Genomic DNA, 16635 nt, shown 5'->3' with positions numbered 1-16635 from the left:
GGGGGGGAACAGTTCTCGAGCGTAGTAGCCACAGCCACCCACCACCCCTATACTTAACCGGGTGCTCGGGGCGGGGTTGACTCGCCCCGAGTTGTCCATTAACGACCATCACTTACCTCTTGGATCTTTATCAATGAACGACCAATTTTTCATTTACCTTGCGATAGGCATCTACTTCTTAGTGCTGATCGGCATCGGAGTTGCGGCCTATCTGCGGACCAGCGACCACGAAGGCTACATGCTGGCCAACCGGGGGCTACCCGGCTGGGTGGCTGCGCTGTCGGCCGGTGCCTCCGATATGTCGGGCTGGCTGATCATGGGTTTGCCCGGCGCCATTTACGTTGCCGGACTCATTGAGGCCTGGACCGCAATCGGTCTGACCATCGGCGCATTCGTCAACTGGCTTATTGTTGCTCCACGTTTGCGCGCCTACTCTCAGGTTTCCCGCAACTCCATCACGCTACCGAGCTTCTTCGAAAACCGCACCCGCGACTCCTCCCGCGTGCTTCGAATTGTCTCCTCGGTCATCGTGCTGGTCTTCTTCACGCTCTACGTCTCCTCGGGAATGGTCGCTGGCGGTGTCTTCTTCGAATCGTCCTTCGAGGCTGACTACCTGACCGGTATGCTCATCGTCGCCGCCGTTACGTTGCTCTACACGCTCTTCGGTGGCTTCCTCGGTGCCTCGTTGACCGACGTGGTCCAGGGCCTGATGATGTTTATCGCGCTCATCATTGTCCCGATCTTTGCAGTGATCTCCGTGGGCGGCTGGGGCGAAGCCGTCTCACTGATCAACACGCTGGAGCCCAACCACCTGAGCTTCAGCGGCGGTGGACTGACCACTGCCTCCATCATCGTGATTGCCTCCGGTATTGGCTGGGGCCTGGGCTATTTCGGACAGCCACACATTGTGGTGCGCTTCATGGCACTGCGTGCACCCTCGGATGCTAAGCAGGCCCGTCGTGTGGGGCTGGCCTGGCAGGCCATCTCCATGGCCGGAACCGTTTTCGCCGGGCTCATCGGTGTGGCCTGGGTACACCAAAACAATGTTGATTTGGCCGATCCCGAGACCATCGTGCTGCTGATGTCCCAGGCACTGCTGCACCCGCTGTTCGCCGGTTTCGTGTTGGCCGCCGTGCTGGCTGCGATTATGTCGACCTTCTCCTCACAGCTGATCGTGTGCTCGTCGGCTCTGATCGAGGACATTTACAAGGTGGTCCGCAAGGATCCACCCAGCGACCGCAGACTGGTACTGATGGGCCGTGGCGCGGTGCTGTTGGTGGCCATCATTGCTGGCCTGCTGGCGCTGAATCCCAACGGTACGATTCTGGAACTGGTGGGCTTCGCATGGGCTGGCTTCGGAGCTGCCTTTGGCCCGCTCGTGTTGCTCAGCCTCTACTACCGGAAGCTAACCAACTGGGGCGCCCTGTCGGGTATGGTCGTCGGCGCGGTTGTCGTGTTCGTCTGGGCGGAACTGACCGGTGGCATCTTCGACCTCTACGAGATCGTACCGGGCTTCATTCTGTCGCTACTGGTGGCCCTGATTGTCTCAGCAGTAACCTACAAGCCCAACCCCGAGGTGGAGCAGGAATTTGAGCGCGCGGCCTACTTGGCCAAGAACCGGAAGGCCTTCGATGAGCTGATGGCCTCCGAGAAAGTCACGGCCAACGCCTAACGCGATTCATCGCCTCGTTGCTCCGGCCCGGTTTTTGCAAATTCGCAGAAAACCGGGCCGGGTGTTTTAACCGCGTCAGGATTAGTGTTGATGTCTAACACACTAATAACACCACGCCCCTGCTGGGCAGAAGGAGTTTGAACCATGAATTTCACAGGTGAGGTCGCACTCGTCACCGGTGGTGGCGCCGGAATCGGTGAAGCCATCAGTAAGACCCTGGCCAAGCACGGTCTGAAGATCGTGGTTTCCGATATCAACCTCGAGAACGCAGAAAAAGTAGCCAACGAGATCATCGAAGCCGGCGGTGAAGCCAAGGCTGTTGAAGCCAACGCTGCTGTCCCGGAAGATGCGAAGGCTTCGGTCCAGGCTGCGGTAGATGCCTTCGGTGGACTGAATTACGCGGTGAATAACGCCGGTATCAGTGGCGAGCCGGTCCCGGTCGCTGACGTGGAGCTCGATGACTGGAAGAAGGTCATCGACGTCAACCTCAACGGTGTCTTCTACGGCATGAAGTACCAGATCCCTGAGTTGCTCAAGAATCCCGCTGCGTCCGGAATCGTCAACCTGGCCTCCATTCTGGGGTCGGTCGGATTCCCCCACGCAGCCGCTTATGTCACCGCCAAGCACGGCGTGGTCGGTTTGACCAAGACCGCCGCTGCGGAATACGGCGAGCAGGGCTTGCGCATCAACGCCCTAGGTCCCGGCTACATCCTGACCGCTTTGATCGAGAAGCACCTCGACGACGAGACTCAGCAGTCGTTGGCCGATAAGCACTTGCTAGGCCGGCTGGGTCGCGCCCAGGAAGTTGCCGATGTAGCCGCCTTCCTGCTCAGCGACGAAGCAAGCTTCATCCACGGTAGCTACCACCTCGTCGATGGCGGTTACACCGCCGTCTAATCGTCTCGACACCACCAGCGCACACGCGTGGCCCGGCCCGAACGACCTGTTCGGCCGGGCCACCTGCATATCTGCATCTGGTGTTGTGAACCGTAAGCGAACAGTCACTAGCGCAACGTCGGGTTCTTCCACAGCACGGCTTTGAGTCGCGAGATATAACGAGTTTCACCGTGTTGATTCGTGGTCGTATTCTTCACCCAGCCGGAGGCTCGCGGGGACTCAGGGCCGGGGTCCCGCAGTGATTCCACCACACACTCTGCACGCAGGATGTCTCCCGGCAGTGTTGCAGAGGGCCAGGCTATTTCGCCTTGTCCCCCGATCACACCGGTGGCAACAGGAAAAGAGTCGATCACCAGGCGCATGCTCATCGCAGCGGTATGCCACCCGGAGGCCACCAGCGTGCCGAAAAGGCTTGCTGTGGCCGCATCGGCATCGGTATGAAACGGTTGCGGGTCGAATCGCTGTGCGAAGGCAATGATTTCTTCCACAGTCACCTCGTGGGTGCCGGTCGTGAAGGTGTAGCCCTCGTAGAGGTCCTCAAACCATAATCCGTTTTCGTTCACCACCGGTGGCATCTGAGCAGGCATCCGCAATTCCTTCCAAGAGTGCTCTCTATCACAATAGTTGTTCCCCCACTGTACGGAGACCCGGGCTCTCGGGGAAGCTATCGTCGCCCAGAGGCGCCCTATCAGACAACGTCACGGCGAATCGTGACGCCAGCCTTTACGAGAGAATTGTTTAAACGCCTCCGCCAGACTCTGCCGGCAGGCGTGAACCGCTGGCGCCTGTACCGAAGACCGACGAGCCGTGGTAAAGATACTGCGCACCGGGTTCTGTGGCAATGGTTTGAGCGCCACGCTGTCGAGTCGGTGACCGGCCAGGAAAAGCTCCGGCAGAATCCCAACAGCCAGCCCGGCGCTGATCAGCCTCAGCTGGGCGGCGAGATCGTCCGTGGTGAACCGAACGTCTGGTTCGAAGCCCAGGGCCCGACATTGTTGTAAGGACCATTCTCGCGCTACGGTTCCAGCCGGCTCCATCACCCAGGGATAGGCATCCAGGTCTTCGGCGTCTATCCCGGCTAGCTGTTGGGGGACCACCAGACGCAGGGAATCGGTTCCCAACGGTTCAATGTCAAACTCAGCTTGCCTCGGCCTGCTCATCCCCGGATATTGCTCTGCCACCACCAAGTCATGACGTCGAGCCTGCAGATCAAATAAGGCCCGCTCCGGTGGCGCCTGCACAATCTCCACCCGCAGTTCCGGGTGCTGGGCGCGCAACTGACTCAGCGCTGCCGGAACGAGTGTGAGCGCGACGGTCTGAAAAACTGACAGTCTCAGCAGGCCACCGACTTCCGGTTCAGCAGATGTCAGCGAGCGCAAGGCCTCTTCTTGCAGATCCAGCATCGTCTGAGCATGTTCAGCCAGACGAAGACCTGCCGTCGTGAGCCGTAGCGTGCGTCCGCCTCGGTGAAACAGGGCCACCCCAACTTCATTCTCTAACAGCGTCAGCTGTTGGGAGACCGTGGAGGGACTGTACCCCAATGAGGTGGCCACCGCTGAGATCGTGCCACGCAAGCGGAACTCATGAAATAGCTGGAGTCGATGCAGATTCAGCACGGTACCCTCCCCGTCTTTCAGCGTCTTCCGATGGAGTCGGAGGATTTCATTCGATTTTAACGAAGGATAAAAAGCTACTGCTTACGATGTCTACGAGACCCACAACACACTACTGAATACCGGGTCGTCCAACGTCAGGAGAGGACGAAGCTGATGAGCGAAATCACTTCCACCGAACAGGGCGTGCAGCAAGAGCTCCGCCGACTGGCCGATGAGGCCGTGCAGAAGGTCAGAACCTGGTTGCAGAAGACTCAAAAATCCGGGGTCAAACCTCATAGCTCGGCCAAACTACTCTCTCAGGTCCTTGCTCACCCCACGGGCCTGGACTTTACCGTCGGCTTCGTAGACCGCGTGATCCGCACCGAAGATACCAAGGCAGCAGCGAAGGCACTGAACGAGCTAGGCGACATCGCTCCCGATACTCTGGATGCGCTCGATCGTGCGCAGATCCAAGCTGGCTCTGCTCTGGGACGTTTGATGCCGGATATCGTGGTGCCGGTGGCGCGTCGGCGGATGCGGTCGATGGTGGGCCACATGGTGGTCGATGCGCGCGATAAACAGTTCGGCAAGGCCGTTAAAGAAATTAAAAAGCAGGGCAACCGACTCAACATCAACCTGCTCGGTGAAGCGGTGCTAGGTGAAGACGAAGCCACCAAGCACCTTGAAGACACCGTGCGGTTGTTGCGTCGCGATGATGTGGACTACGTCTCGATCAAGGCCTCTTCGATTGCCAGCCAGATTTCGATGTGGGGCTACGAAGAGACCGTTGACTACGTGGTCAACCGGGTCACCGACCTCTACCTTGAGGCAGCCAAAGCACCGGCTGGCACCAAGTTCATCAACATGGACATGGAGGAGTACCAGGACCTGCGGTTAACCATCGCGGTGTTCAAGCGCTTGCTGTCCAAGCCAGAGCTGAAGAACTACGAGGCCGGAATCGTCATCCAGGCCTATTTGCCCGATGCCTTAGGCGCAGTCCAGGAACTGGCCGAGTTCGCCAATGAACGAGTTGAGAACGGCGGTGCGGGTATTAAGATCCGCTTGGTCAAAGGCGCGAACCTGGCCATGGAAACGGTGCACGCCGATATTCAGGACTGGCCCCTGGCCACCTGTGAGTCCAAAGAAGCCACCGACGCCAACTACAAGCGCGTGCTGTACTGGTTGCTCACCCAAGAGCGGATGCGCGGTGTCCGCCTGGGCGTGGCCGGTCAGAACCTGTTTGACATCGCCTTCGCCCACCTGCTGGGTCGCGAGCGCGGGGTAACCGACCGCCTGGAATTCGAGATGCTACAGGGTATGGCCGCCGAACAGCAGCATACCGTTCGCGACGATGTCGGCCAGCTCTTGCTCTACGTTCCGGCGGTCCGTCCCGAGGAGTTCGACGTCGCGGTCTCCTACCTGGTGCGTCGTCTGGAGGAAAATGCCTCCAGCGAGAACTTCATGTCGGGCATCTTTGACCTTTCGGTGGACAAGAAAGGTGAGGGTAGCGAGATCTTCCGTCGCGAAGAATCCCGGTTCCGCAGCGCGGTAGAATCGCTGGGAGCCATCCTCGTCGCGGAGGGTACCGTTGCTCCCGGACCCAACCACCAACAGGATCGGCTCGCCGAAGAGTCCCACCAGCCCGGCGAGTACTCCGAAGGTGTCCCCGAGTTTCGCAATGAGCCCGACACCAACCCGTCGTTGGAACCCAACCAGCGTTGGGCCGAACAGGTCATCGAACGGGCCACCCCCGAGTGGCTGAAACAACAGTCGGTACCGGAGAAAGTCTCCACCGAAGACGTTGACGCTTTGGTGACCAATGCGCGCGCTGCTGGCCAGCAGTGGGCCGCCCGCCCCGCTTCCGAGCGGGCCACGATTCTTTACCGGGCCGCAGATATCATGGCCTCCCGCAGAGGACACCTCGCCTCTGTGGCAGCCGCCGAGGTGGGTAAGTCCGTGGCACAGTCTGACCCGGAAATCTCTGAAGCCATCGACTTTTTGCGGTACTACGCACACAGCGCGTTGGCTCTCGAACAGGTCGAGCACGCCGAATTCACCCCCGACAAACTGGTGATGATTACCCCGCCGTGGAACTTCCCGTTGGCCATCCCCACCGGTGGGACGGCTGCCGCGCTGGCCGCCGGTGCCGCGGTGATTCACAAACCATCGACCCCCACACCGCACTGTTCGATGGCGTTGTTGGAATGCCTGTGGGATGCCGGAGTACCGCGGGAGGTGTTGCACGGAATCTACCCTGATGAAGGCGATGCCGGCAAGAAGCTGATTTCTCACCAGGGTGTGGACCGGATTATTCTCACCGGCGCCTCCGATACGGCCGCACTGTTCCGCTCCTGGAAGCCCGAGCTCAACATCAATGCTGAGACCTCCGGTAAGGACGCACTGGTGATCACTCCTTCGGCCGACCGCGACCTAGCGGTGGCGGATCTGGTGGCCTCGGCTTTCGGTCATGCCGGTCAGAAATGCTCGGCTGCGTCCCTGGGTATTCTCGTCGGTAGCGTTTATGAGTCCGAGCGGTTCCGTCGCCAGTTGGTGGACGCCGCGAAATCGATGGTGGTGGACTGGCCACAGAACCTGTCGGCAACCGTCGGCCCGTTGACCGAATTGCCGACCGAGAAACTCACCCGCGCGTTGACCACCCTGGAGCCCGGCGAACAGTGGCTCTTGAAGCCGCAACAACTCGACGACACCGGCCGATTGTGGAGCCCCGGGATCAAAACCGGAGTCAAGCCCGGTAGCTTCTTTCACCTCACCGAGGTGTTCGGGCCCGTCCTGGGCCTGATGGAGGCCAAGGACCTAAAGACCGCGATCGAGTACCAGAACCAGACCGAGTTTGGTCTCACCGGTGGCATCCATTCCTTGGACACCGACGAGGTCGCCGAATGGCTGGACCACGTCCACGTCGGCAACGCCTACGTCAACCGCGGGATCACCGGCGCGATCGTGCGCCGCCAACCCTTCGGCGGTTGGAAGGCGTCCTCAGTGGGGCTGGGTTCTAAGGCCGGTGGGCCGAACTACGTGATGCTGTTTGGTACCTGGAACGACGCCGTAGACACCACCAAGGTGTCTACACCCCACACGGCCAACGAGGTCGTTCAGGACCTGTTGGAAACGGCCGAGGCCAAGTCGTTGGTGTCTGATACCGAGCTGGAAGCACTCAAGGTTGCGGCCACTGATGACGCCGTGTGGTGGGACCGAGAATTCGGTGTCGCTCAGGATCCCACCGGCTTGTCCTCAGAAGCCAATATCTTCCGCTATCGCCGTGCTGATGTGGTCCTTCGCCTGGCTCCTGGAGCAACCAGCCACGACGTAGTCCGCGTCCTGTTGGCGGCAGCAACTGCCGAAGTCACCCCTGTGATGTCATATCACCCCGACGCCGATCAGCGTGCGGTGAAAGCACTGAAGACCGTGGCCAAGCAGTTCAACGTCAAGCCGGCGAAGGAAAAGGACACGGAGTTCGCGAAGAAGCTGGCCTGCGGCGAGTACGACTTCGGTGTTGGGACTCGGGTTCGGCATCTCGGTGAGATCGCCTCGAAGGTCCGCGAGAAGGTAGCCGACCGTCCAGTGGTGGCTCTGCTCGATGATCCTGTGACGCACTCGGGTCGAGTGGAACTGCGGTACTGGGTCAAGGAACAGTCGATTTCGATGACCTTGCACCGGTTCGGCAACGCGTCTAAGTTGTTCCACCAATTGGCAGACGAGCTCAAGGGTTAAGGAACATTCGGGTTCGCACGGCGGTTCGCCTGTTTTTTCTGGTCTGAATGGCCATAAAGAACAGGCGAACCGCGTTGTTGCGCTCTGAACGCCAGTGCTCCAGGGGTTGGGTTTCCCACCCCGTTATTGATTTTTCGTTCCCAGCCGACCGGGTCGTCCATCGAGAGAATCAGACGGCTGTATTTAAAATCCGGGTCAATCTCGAAGACCACCACATCCGATGCTCCGGTGACATTCCAGTAGTACTGTTCCCCGTCGAGTCGATACGTTGCCGAGACTTTCTTCCCGAGCGTATTCAGTCCCGGGGCACGGAAACCTTTGGGTTCGGCGACGCCACTGGGGCCATACGTCGCTGCGCGTACCAGCTCAAGCGGGACATGAATTTCTCGCGTGAATGACCGCAAGCTCATCGTCATCAATCGCCGCCTTGTTTCACGACATGGTGTTGTCTTTGTGGTCTAGCTTGTCTGGGCGAGAACTGTAGACGATCGCTTCGGTCATACCGGCTCGCTCAAGCGCCGTCCGCCCAGGGCCTGAGCGGTAATCCCCCGCGCATCGATCACTCGTTGCACCAGGCCAGCAATCTCACGGTGACGGGATACGACCTCGAAAACGGCAACATTGAGCAGGTCAAGTAACGGCCCTTCATCCACTGGGTCACCAGTATCGACAGCATCAGCTGGGCGGTGCGAGCTGCGCTGGTCCGGCAAGGATGCGTCGCAACTTGCGCAAACCACGGTCGAGTTCGTGAAGCGTGGGACGGCCAATGCACAGGCGCAGGCCCGCGGATTGACCGGCTGGGTCGGTCAGCACAGATGCGGGCGGAGTGACTAACACCCCGGCACGCGCGATGTGGTGAGCGACTTCCTCGGCGCGCTGTCGTGGGAGCGGAAGCCACAGGTGGAAACCGCCGGCAGGACGACGCGCGAGGTAGTCACCGAGAATGGTATCGGCGAGCGTGAGTCGCTCCTGGGATTCAGCGCGCAACGCCGTAGCGACATCACGTGCGGTTCCATCCTGGATCCAGCGTGTAGCCAGTTCAGCCATGATCGGGCTGACTGCCAGCGCCGTAGCTTGCAGAATCGTTGCCGCGCGTTGTAGTTGCTGGGCCGGCGCGATAAGCACACCTACTCGCAAACCGGGACCCATGCACTTTGAAAAGCCATTGATATACCAGGTTCGTTCGGGAGCGAGTGCGACCAGCGGGGTTGTGTGGGGCGTCCGAAAAGTAGAGTAGACATCGTCTTCGATGATGGTTGTATCGTGGTGGCGACAGACGGCGATAATCTCGCGCCGACGATGCTGTGGCATGCTGATGCCATAGGGATTGTGGAGAGTTGGAGTGAGATAAACAATTGCCGGCTCTTCAGGGTTAGCACCTTGTAGGTCTTCGGCTAAGGCCCCGGGAATCATTCCCTCTTCGTCGACAGGTACGGCAACGAGTTGTCGGAGTGCTTGACGCACTGCGGATAGGGCACCCCCATAAGTGTGGGGTTCGGTGTAGACAGTTCCCCGAGTTGGCGCGGTGGCAGCAAAAGCAACGGCAAGTGCATGTTGGGCCCCGTGGGTGATTAGCACACGCTCAACGTCGACCTGAACTCCCTGCCCAGACAACCATCCAGTAAGGGCCTGGCGGTGCCGTGGTACCCCAGAGGCATCTGCGTAATTGGAAAAGTCGGCGGCCAAAAACGCATCCGGCAGTTGCGCCAATGTCGTGGCAAGTTTTTCCGCAGCGATCAACGGTGGTGGCACATTCAGGGATAAGTCAAGCAACTCTACCGCCCCGCCGGACGCACTGGATCTCCCACTGAGCGCCGGCGCACCGGGCTGATCTGATGTAGCGACGAACGTACCACGACCGTGCTGGCCCTGAACCAAACCCTGCTGTTCCAGATGCAAATAGGCGCGTGTGACTGTGCCTACTGCTATCTGTAATTGTTGGGCAAGCTGGCGATGCGCCGGCAGTCGGGTGCCGGGAGGAAGCAGCCCGTTCCTAATATCAGATTCGATCGCAGCTGCGAGACGCTCGTACAGCGTCGCAGTGCCCTCCTCGACCCACGCATGCCACGACGATTGTGTCTTCACACGAGCTCCTTTAGTGTCCTATGACACCTGCACCGTATTCCCATAAGTGTCATGCTATGGGAATGAACACCACAAAACCACGAGACGTTTTCCACTCCCGGTCGGTTTCGGCATGAGCGTCGACACTCTGCTCGCTCTGGCCGGATACGCTTTGGTCACCTCCATTACACCGGGACCGAACAACCTGATGTTGCTGGCCTCCGGGGTAAATTTCGGCTTGAGACGAACGCTGCCCCACTTAGCCGGGATCAGCACCGGCTTCTTTGTGCTGGTGTTCTCTGTGGCACTGGGTTTTGCCCAGCTGTTCACCACGTTCCCCGCGCTATACACGCTCGTCCGTCTCGTTGGCGCGGCCTATCTGTTGTGGCTCGCTTGGCAAATCGCCACAGCTCCCTCCCCTACCAGCGAGAACTCGCAGAGGCGACCGATGACCTTCCTGGGCGCTGCCGCCTTCCAATGGGTTAACCCAAAAGCATGGGTCATGGCAGTGAGTGCTTCGGCCAATTACCTGCCCGCTTCGATCGATCTTCTGCAGGTATGCCTCATCGCCACGGTGTATGCCCTGGTCAATGCGCCCAGCGTGGCGATTTGGGCGCTGTTCGGCGCTCAGCTGCGGGATTGGCTCGGACAGCCCCGCACGCGCCGAGCCTTCAACATTGTCATGGCGATTTTGCTGGTGACCACTTTATACCCGATGCTCACAGCCTCGCTTTAGCCGTGTGCCCTGCGGCGATAGGCTCATCTGCCATGCTCTATCCGGCGACGAGACAATGCATCGCACGTTCGGGACGACAGAACAAGCGGGTTTAGAATCGGCACATGGGGAACTCGCAGGTCTCACGCGCAGAACTGGGAATCACACACACGAACTACACCATGAGTCATTCTCAGCTCACGCCTGGACGAGTCATTACCTCCGCCGTTACCCGCATAGCACTTGAGAACACCAACATTTTCCTTTGAAAACGTTATTTGTCGATATCGTGTTCACAAGCAACAATGTAACGCTCAGCATTCCAGGCACAATCCGGTCGACCCATGAAAGAATTCAGGAACTCTAAAGTAGAAACCTCAAGACGTTATTTCGAAGAAGAATGATCCATTTCATCGTCGCTTCTGGCCTACTGAGTAGAGTGACAAGCATTCAGAGGACCACAGTCGCATCGCACGAGATGGCCAACGAACTGGGCTTCGCCACACCAACCCCGTGGGCAAGCTTTCTCCCCCGATGACTTATTTACTCTCGTTAACGGTAATGCCGGTTGCCGTGATCCGGGAGGCAATAAACGGGAAGATGAGAACTGTTACCGCACCTCCAGTCACCATGATCGAGGCCAAGGTCGTGGAGATGAGACCTGACGAAACTGCAATTTGGGTAACAGCAACGATGATGGGTAGGCCGGTCGCTGAATAGAATGCCAGCCCGATGCGCTCTTGCACGGTTTTCAGCCCTGAATGCGTCGTGGTGAACTGCTCACGCACAAAGACCGGTAGCCCGCGGACCACAGCAATGACCACGACGAAACCTAAAAGCAGAGGCCACTGGCTGAGAACTGCACCCAAATCGATCGACATACCGCTGGTGACAAAAAAGACGGGAATCAACAAGCTGAACCCGACGACTTCGATCTTGTGCATCACCTCGTCGGCATGAGCGGGAGACGTAGCGCTGAGCGCTGCGTTGAGTAGCAGACCGGCGGAGAACGCACCAAGTGCCACATCGAGTTCTAGCAGTGCGGTGAGGAGCATCAGCGTGATCAGCACCCACACGGTGATGCGCAGAGTGGTTTGCATTGTTGAATCGGAGGCGTCCCCGAAGGCCCGCCCCAGGCGTGGAAGCTTGCGGAAAATCCGCGTCGGGACCGCCACGGTGATCATGGCAACGAGGCTGAAGAGGATGAGCACGACCGTTGCTTGCCAGGTACCCCGGGTGGACAACAGTAAAGACATGGCCACGATGGGCAACAGCTCTCCGTAGGCCCCGTGCACCATGGTGGCACGCCCTAACGGTGACTGCAGGGCTCCCGAGTCTTTGAGGATCGGCAGCAGGGTACCCAGCGCAGTCGATGTGGAGGCAATGCCAAACACCACAGCGAGTTGCCACCCATCTTGGAGCAAGAGGAACCCAGCCCCAGCACCAAGAAGCGCGCAAATGAACCATGTCAGGGCGGCATGCCGACCCTGCCGGCCACGCATCTCAGATGCATTGACCTCAAAACCGGCCAGCAGGAACAGAAATCCCATACCGAGTTCGCGCAAAAACTCGACAGCTTCAGTGCTTTCAGCCAAACCAAGCATGTTCGGGCCGATAATAATCCCGAACACGAGTAACCACACGACATCCGGTACAACGCGTCTCGTCACCAACGCGAGAATGGGAGCGAGTACAGCGACGATCGCAATCCACCACATGGACAGCAGGTTGTCAGCCAATAACTGCGCACCCTCCATGAGACCCCCTCTCTAGAACGGGTTTTATGCTATCAAGAGTTGCAGATCTGCCCAGCTGAGCAAGTCAACGGGCGCTGTCACGCTCACACCCTGTTCCTTTATCACGCCGAAGAGGGCTCTGAGAGTTCCTTTTGATCGATGACCTCTCGTTCGCCCCGACCACGGCCGTCTGATGACGGAACAGCCCTGGCCTCACACTCCGTTATCCAGTGAGTTTCCTGCTCGAACAAGCATGGCCGCTTGTGTGCGGGTGGATACTCCCAGTTTCTGCATGATGCGCGCCAGGTGCGTTTTCGCAGTGGCTGGGGAGATCACAAGTCGCTGAGCGATTTGCTTGTTGGTCAGACCTTCGGCGACCAGTTGCAGGACTTCCCGCTCGCGGTCGGTCAGCTCCGGCGCGGCAGCCCTGGTTCGATGTGCTGGCGGGTGTTTGCCTGTCGCCTGTGCGATGACGTGCCGGGTGACCGACGGGGTGAGATACGCCTGTCCTGCTGCGACAGCGTGCACAGCGTCGATCATCTGCTGTGGCTCGGCCGTCTTGGCGAGGAACCCTGTCGCTCCGGCATCCAGAGCTGCGGTAATGTTGTCGGTGATCTCATAGGCAGTAAGGATCAACACGCGAGTGGCGGTCGTTGCGGTGATCTCGCGACAGATGTCAACGCCGTCGCGGTCAGGTAGCTGGAGGTCGAGGACGACCACGTCCGGCTTCAGGCTTTGGATGGCCTCGATCGTGTCGTGGCCGGTCGCTGCTTCGCCAAGGACCTCAATTTCCGAATCGGCCGTGAGGATGGCTGTAACGCCCGCCCGCACGGCGGCGTGGTCATCGACGATCACGAGTCTAGGCATGCTGTGACTCCCGTCCGGTTCTCAGCGGCAGACAGACCCGCAAGGTCCAGGTGTCGTTGGAGCGGTCGATGTCGAGCTCTCCGTTGCAGAGGCGGACACGTTCGGCCAATCCGATCAAGCCGTATCCGGACGGCATCGCTCCGACGTGCCCAGGCTGGTGTTGTCCGTTCGTGATGGTCATAGCGAGGACCTCGTCCTCGTGTCGGATATCGATGGTCACATCGCTGCCCGGGGCGTGTTTTTCGGCGTTAACGAGTGCCTCGCGGAGGACGTAATAGGCGGTGACCGAGACGAGCGGGTCCAGGTTGATCGTCGCGGGGTCGTCGCCGGTCAGGGTGATAGATGTGCCGGATTCTCGCGCACCTGCAATGAGCGAGTCCACCGATGACCAGTTCTGGGCGAGCGCGAGGGATGAGGGCGTGTCGGTCCGGAGCACGTCGATCAGGGTTCGCATGTCGCCCATCGCGTCCAGACTGAGAGCCCGGACTCGCTCGAGGCGCTCGGTCAGTTCCTCGGCTGTGGGCGGTGTTGTGGTCGCCAGGGCCCCAGCTGCCTGGATTGTGATGGCAGACAGGTGCCCGGAAATGGTGTCGTGCAGTTCGCGACTGATCTGCAGTCGCTCAGCGACCAGCGCCTCTCGTTGTTTGGCCGCGACGGCGTCAGCGATGAGAGTGGCGCGTTCACGTTCTTCCTCGGCCCGGGTCATCGGTGCTCGTACGGTGATACCCCACCACAGAGTAACCCCGACCGCCAGTAGCAAGGTAGTCATCTGCAACAATGGCTCCGCGAGGAGGTTCGCTAGAAGCAGTCCACCGACGGCACTGGACAAGCAGACCGCGGCGATCATCGGCAGTAGTCTCCGGGACCGCGTCGTTGGTCGGGCAATGACCAAGCTATAAAGGGCATCACACTCGATCAGGATCGCCCCAACCGAAGTGGTCCCGGTTGTGAGGCCCTCAGCGGTCATTACTGCCAGCCCTGCTACGACGACCACGGTGGGCCACTTTTGCCGGAACAGATGCACAATGCCGAGGGCGATCGCGGTAGCGATGCTACCGATCAGGACCTGTGAGCGGGGTGTCGCGAACCACTCGATCCCCGCGCCCGGCACGAAGCAGAAGCCAATCGCGACCACGACATACCCGATGGTGATCCACGTATGACGTAGCGACGGGATCGACCCTGTCCCAGTCATACCATCACCTCGCGACCCGCGATCGTCCACGCCCTTGCTTCTATTTCAACCCGATGATGGGTCTCACGCAAGCACCATCCTGCGTAGCCCAAACGGGTGACGCACAGCCTGCGAAGTGCCGTCATCTGGTCGATGATGACACAGCGCGGATGCGACAAGGTTGAGACATGGATTTCTCTGGGAGCTGGATAGTGGTCGCCATCATCGGCGCCGAGATCGCGTTCTGGGTTCTGCTCGTGCTCGGACTGCTCGCTCGCTACGCGCTCAAGCTGAAACGGACCAGCACGGCCCTGCTGCTCAGCGTGCCACTGGCCGATCTGGTGCTGATCATCCTGGTGAGCCTGGATCTCTCCCGTGGTTCCGAGCCCACCTTCGTCCACGGGCTTGCCGGGGCCTACCTGGGCTTCAGCGTCGGTTTCGGGCACTACATCATCAAAAGAGCGGATGCATGGTTCGCTTATCGATTCGCCGATGGTCCCAGACCATCACGTCCACCACGGACAGGGCCCGCCAAGGTCCGGCACGAGTGGCAAGACTGGCTGCGTGTGCTGACGGCCTGGGCCATCGCCGTGCCCGCCTTGCTGATCATGAAGGCGTTCTCCGGCTGGTCGTGGCCTTCGACGATGGAGGAATTCTGGACTGACGAGCTGTGGGCCTGGGTGGCGCGACTCACCCTCATCAACATCGCTTGGCTACTCACCGGCCCCGTCTACACCACGATCTTCAAATCACGATACGTCCCAGAAGAACCCGACACTCGAACCAAGGAGAACGCATGATCACAGCAAACAACAGCGTCGGGATCGGTCCTTGGTCCTTCGACGCCGGTCCCTTCGCGGCCATCCTCCTCGTCGTCATCATCAGTATCGTCGTCTACTACATTCGTAAAGACGACTGAACCACTCGTCGCGTGACCGCCCGCACCATCCCGATGTCACGCCCGGAGCCACCAACCATGAGAATTTCTCCCGCCATCAACGGGGGTGCTTCTTGTTGCCCATCTTACGTAGCTGAGCCTTTTACCTTGGGGCGCAACAGCAGGTGGATACAACTGGATGTTGTACCCGACTCACACCGAGTTGCAGATGGCCAACGTCATCATGACGAGCTACGGTGGCGCTGGTGCTACTAAGCGGGTTTATCAAAGTAACGACTCCTTCAATCGGAACTCCGTATCTGACGTCCTGCGTTTCGAGCTTGCTGGCGCCACAGTCGCCCTCTTCGACCAGACGCGACTTCACCTGCACGGATGACAGATAGAGTTGCTACGCGAATATCTAGCCGTTGCGTTAGATCTGCGCACGTTGTCCCACACACGTCCGCAGAACCCAACCGGCGAGGGCCTAAGGGTGCAGAATTCGGCGGTTGGGACGTGCACCATGACGGGCATTGCCGGAAAGCCCTGAGCTTTTCAGAGCGGGCTGAGCATGGCGCCCTCGGACGAAAAGCGCCTGGTGGTACATCAACGCGTCATTGTCAGCAAGCATTCGGTTGTGCATACGCAACTTTTCATACGATGTCGTGGGTGGGTGCAAACGTAGCGCCTCATCGTCCAATTCGAGCCCGGAAACAAACACACGTGTTTAGCAGTTTTGCTACCTTTAAGACACCTAGACATCTTGCAAAGGAATGCTATGAATGCCCCACCCGGACGGTTCCCACCTGGCACAGCTATCATCATTACGCTTCTGTTGAGTCAAGTCCGGTGGTGTGGTGTATGAGGGGTGATCCTTCAAGCGTGTAATTCTGGGTTATGCGGCGAGGGCTTCGATGGTCTGTGGTGGCACCTCCTCGGTGGTGTCGGTGCCGAGCTGTTGGGCGTGTTGGAGGACCTCGAGGTTCATGTATCGGCGGCCTTCGGCCCATTCATCGTGCTGCTCGGCCAGCACGGCCCCGACTAGGCGGATGATGGCCTCGCGGTTAGGGAAGATCCCGACCACATCGGTGCGGCGGCGGATCTCCTTGTTCAGCCGCTCGTTGGGATTATTTGACCAGATCTTGCGCCAGGCCTCTTTGGGGAAGCTAGTGAAGGTCAGGATGTCTTCGCGGGCCCCGGCCAGGTGGTCGGCGACCTTGGGGTGTTTATGGTCCAGGGCCTCGACGACACGGTCGAACTGGGCGTGTACTTCCTGGGCATCGGGCTGGTCATAGATGCTGTGCAG

General features: G+C 59.5%; 15 protein-coding genes. 6 read left to right on the top strand and 9 right to left on the bottom strand.

Translation table 11 applies throughout. The features are described 5' to 3' along the window. Window positions 1–133: 133 nt before the first annotated feature. Both putP and DYI20_RS07965 read left to right on the top strand, forming a co-directional pair. Window positions 134–1672 (top strand): sodium/proline symporter PutP, encoded by a 1539-nt coding sequence (putP, locus tag DYI20_RS07970; RefSeq protein WP_122549252.1) that lies wholly within the window; start codon window positions 134–136, stop codon window positions 1670–1672. Between the two features lie 144 nt (window positions 1673–1816). Beyond that, entirely contained in the window at window positions 1817–2569 is a 753-nt protein-coding gene (locus DYI20_RS07965; RefSeq protein WP_110100753.1) for an SDR family NAD(P)-dependent oxidoreductase, read from the top strand. A 107-nt stretch (window positions 2570–2676) separates the two neighbouring features. On the opposite strand, the gene DYI20_RS07960 is transcribed toward DYI20_RS07965, so the two are convergent. After that, window positions 2677–3156 (bottom strand): MaoC/PaaZ C-terminal domain-containing protein, encoded by a 480-nt coding sequence (locus tag DYI20_RS07960; RefSeq protein WP_208392137.1) that lies wholly within the window; start codon window positions 3154–3156, stop codon window positions 2677–2679. A gap of 111 nt (window positions 3157–3267) precedes the next feature. Further along, window positions 3268–4185, bottom strand: a complete 918-nt coding sequence (locus DYI20_RS07955) for a LysR family transcriptional regulator (protein WP_122549251.1) — start codon at window positions 4183–4185, stop codon at window positions 3268–3270. 153 nt (window positions 4186–4338) lie between these two features. On the opposite strand from DYI20_RS07955, the gene DYI20_RS07950 reads away from it, so the two are divergent. Further along, on the top strand, window positions 4339–7896 hold the full coding sequence (locus DYI20_RS07950; protein WP_122549250.1) for a proline dehydrogenase family protein: 3558 nt from the start codon (window positions 4339–4341) through the stop codon (window positions 7894–7896). On the opposite strand, the gene DYI20_RS07945 is transcribed toward DYI20_RS07950, so the two are convergent. The 3 genes from DYI20_RS07945 to DYI20_RS07940 form a co-directional block, all read right to left on the bottom strand. Continuing rightward, complete coding sequence (locus DYI20_RS07945) at window positions 7893–8306, bottom strand: hypothetical protein (RefSeq protein WP_183145616.1); 414 nt, start codon at window positions 8304–8306, stop codon at window positions 7893–7895. The genes DYI20_RS07950 and DYI20_RS07945 overlap by 4 nt on opposite strands. Window positions 8307–8393: 87 nt before the next feature. Further along, window positions 8394–8549: a hypothetical protein gene (locus DYI20_RS12350; RefSeq protein ID WP_158524723.1), complete on the bottom strand. Its 156-nt coding sequence runs from the start codon at window positions 8547–8549 to the stop codon at window positions 8394–8396. Between the two features lie 22 nt (window positions 8550–8571). Beyond that, the gene (locus DYI20_RS07940; RefSeq protein WP_122549249.1) at window positions 8572–9981 is read right to left on the bottom strand and encodes an aminotransferase-like domain-containing protein; all 1410 of its coding nucleotides are present in this window, start codon (window positions 9979–9981) and stop codon (window positions 8572–8574) included. A gap of 112 nt (window positions 9982–10093) precedes the next feature. On the opposite strand from DYI20_RS07940, the gene DYI20_RS07935 reads away from it, so the two are divergent. Beyond that, entirely contained in the window at window positions 10094–10696 is a 603-nt protein-coding gene (locus DYI20_RS07935) for a LysE family translocator (protein ID WP_110100757.1), read from the top strand. Window positions 10697–11214: 518 nt separating this feature from the next. Here DYI20_RS07935 and DYI20_RS07930 read toward each other — a convergent pair. The 3 genes from DYI20_RS07930 to DYI20_RS07920 form a co-directional block, all read right to left on the bottom strand. Then, the gene (locus DYI20_RS07930; protein WP_122549248.1) at window positions 11215–12432 is read right to left on the bottom strand and encodes a cation:proton antiporter; all 1218 of its coding nucleotides are present in this window, start codon (window positions 12430–12432) and stop codon (window positions 11215–11217) included. Between the two features lie 192 nt (window positions 12433–12624). Next, window positions 12625–13278, bottom strand: coding sequence for a response regulator (locus DYI20_RS07925; RefSeq protein ID WP_110098112.1), 654 nt, complete (start codon window positions 13276–13278; stop codon window positions 12625–12627). Continuing rightward, a complete protein-coding gene (locus DYI20_RS07920; protein WP_122549247.1) occupies window positions 13271–14473 on the bottom strand; it encodes a sensor histidine kinase in 1203 nt (400 codons plus the stop codon). Before DYI20_RS07920 ends, DYI20_RS07925 begins: the two co-directional genes overlap by 8 nt. Before the next feature lie 167 nt (window positions 14474–14640). On the opposite strand from DYI20_RS07920, the gene DYI20_RS07915 reads away from it, so the two are divergent. Next, window positions 14641–15252, top strand: coding sequence for a hypothetical protein (locus tag DYI20_RS07915; RefSeq protein ID WP_110110608.1), 612 nt, complete (start codon window positions 14641–14643; stop codon window positions 15250–15252). Then, window positions 15249–15371: a hypothetical protein gene (locus DYI20_RS12805; protein WP_255410749.1), complete on the top strand. Its 123-nt coding sequence runs from the start codon at window positions 15249–15251 to the stop codon at window positions 15369–15371. The genes DYI20_RS07915 and DYI20_RS12805 overlap by 4 nt, the downstream gene beginning before the upstream one ends. Window positions 15372–16224: 853 nt before the next feature. Here the strand turns inward: DYI20_RS12805 and DYI20_RS07905 are convergent. After that, window positions 16225–16635 (bottom strand): transposase (locus DYI20_RS07905; RefSeq protein WP_183145615.1); only part of this gene is annotated, 411 nt, incomplete at its 5' end.

It is taken from the genome of Auritidibacter ignavus (genome assembly GCF_003703835.1).
GTDB classification, from domain to species: Bacteria; Actinomycetota; Actinomycetes; order Actinomycetales; family Micrococcaceae; genus Auritidibacter; species Auritidibacter ignavus.
The sequence above is the reverse complement of the archived record's forward strand: the minus strand, read 5'-3'. Positions and strand labels throughout refer to the sequence as shown.

What these genes read in the sequence shown, in the direction of transcription:
- DYI20_RS12805 (WP_255410749.1), top strand. Translation starts at nt 15,249, where the DNA reads ATGATCACAGCAAACAACAGCGTCGGGATCGGTCCTTGGTCCTTCGAC.
- DYI20_RS07915 (WP_110110608.1), top strand. Translation starts at nt 14,641, where the DNA reads ATGGATTTCTCTGGGAGCTGGATAGTGGTCGCCATCATCGGCGCCGAG.
- DYI20_RS07935 (WP_110100757.1), top strand. Translation starts at nt 10,094, where the DNA reads ATGAGCGTCGACACTCTGCTCGCTCTGGCCGGATACGCTTTGGTCACC.
- DYI20_RS07960 (WP_208392137.1), bottom strand. Translation starts at nt 3,156, where the DNA reads ATGCCTGCTCAGATGCCACCGGTGGTGAACGAAAACGGATTATGGTTT.
- DYI20_RS07920 (WP_122549247.1), bottom strand. Translation starts at nt 14,473, where the DNA reads ATGACTGGGACAGGGTCGATCCCGTCGCTACGTCATACGTGGATCACC.
- DYI20_RS07925 (WP_110098112.1), bottom strand. Translation starts at nt 13,278, where the DNA reads ATGCCTAGACTCGTGATCGTCGATGACCACGCCGCCGTGCGGGCGGGC.
- DYI20_RS07965 (WP_110100753.1), top strand. Translation starts at nt 1,817, where the DNA reads ATGAATTTCACAGGTGAGGTCGCACTCGTCACCGGTGGTGGCGCCGGA.
- DYI20_RS07945 (WP_183145616.1), bottom strand. Translation starts at nt 8,306, where the DNA reads ATGAGCTTGCGGTCATTCACGCGAGAAATTCATGTCCCGCTTGAGCTG.
- putP (WP_122549252.1), top strand. Translation starts at nt 134, where the DNA reads ATGAACGACCAATTTTTCATTTACCTTGCGATAGGCATCTACTTCTTA.
- DYI20_RS07950 (WP_122549250.1), top strand. Translation starts at nt 4,339, where the DNA reads ATGAGCGAAATCACTTCCACCGAACAGGGCGTGCAGCAAGAGCTCCGC.
- DYI20_RS07930 (WP_122549248.1), bottom strand. Translation starts at nt 12,432, where the DNA reads ATGGAGGGTGCGCAGTTATTGGCTGACAACCTGCTGTCCATGTGGTGG.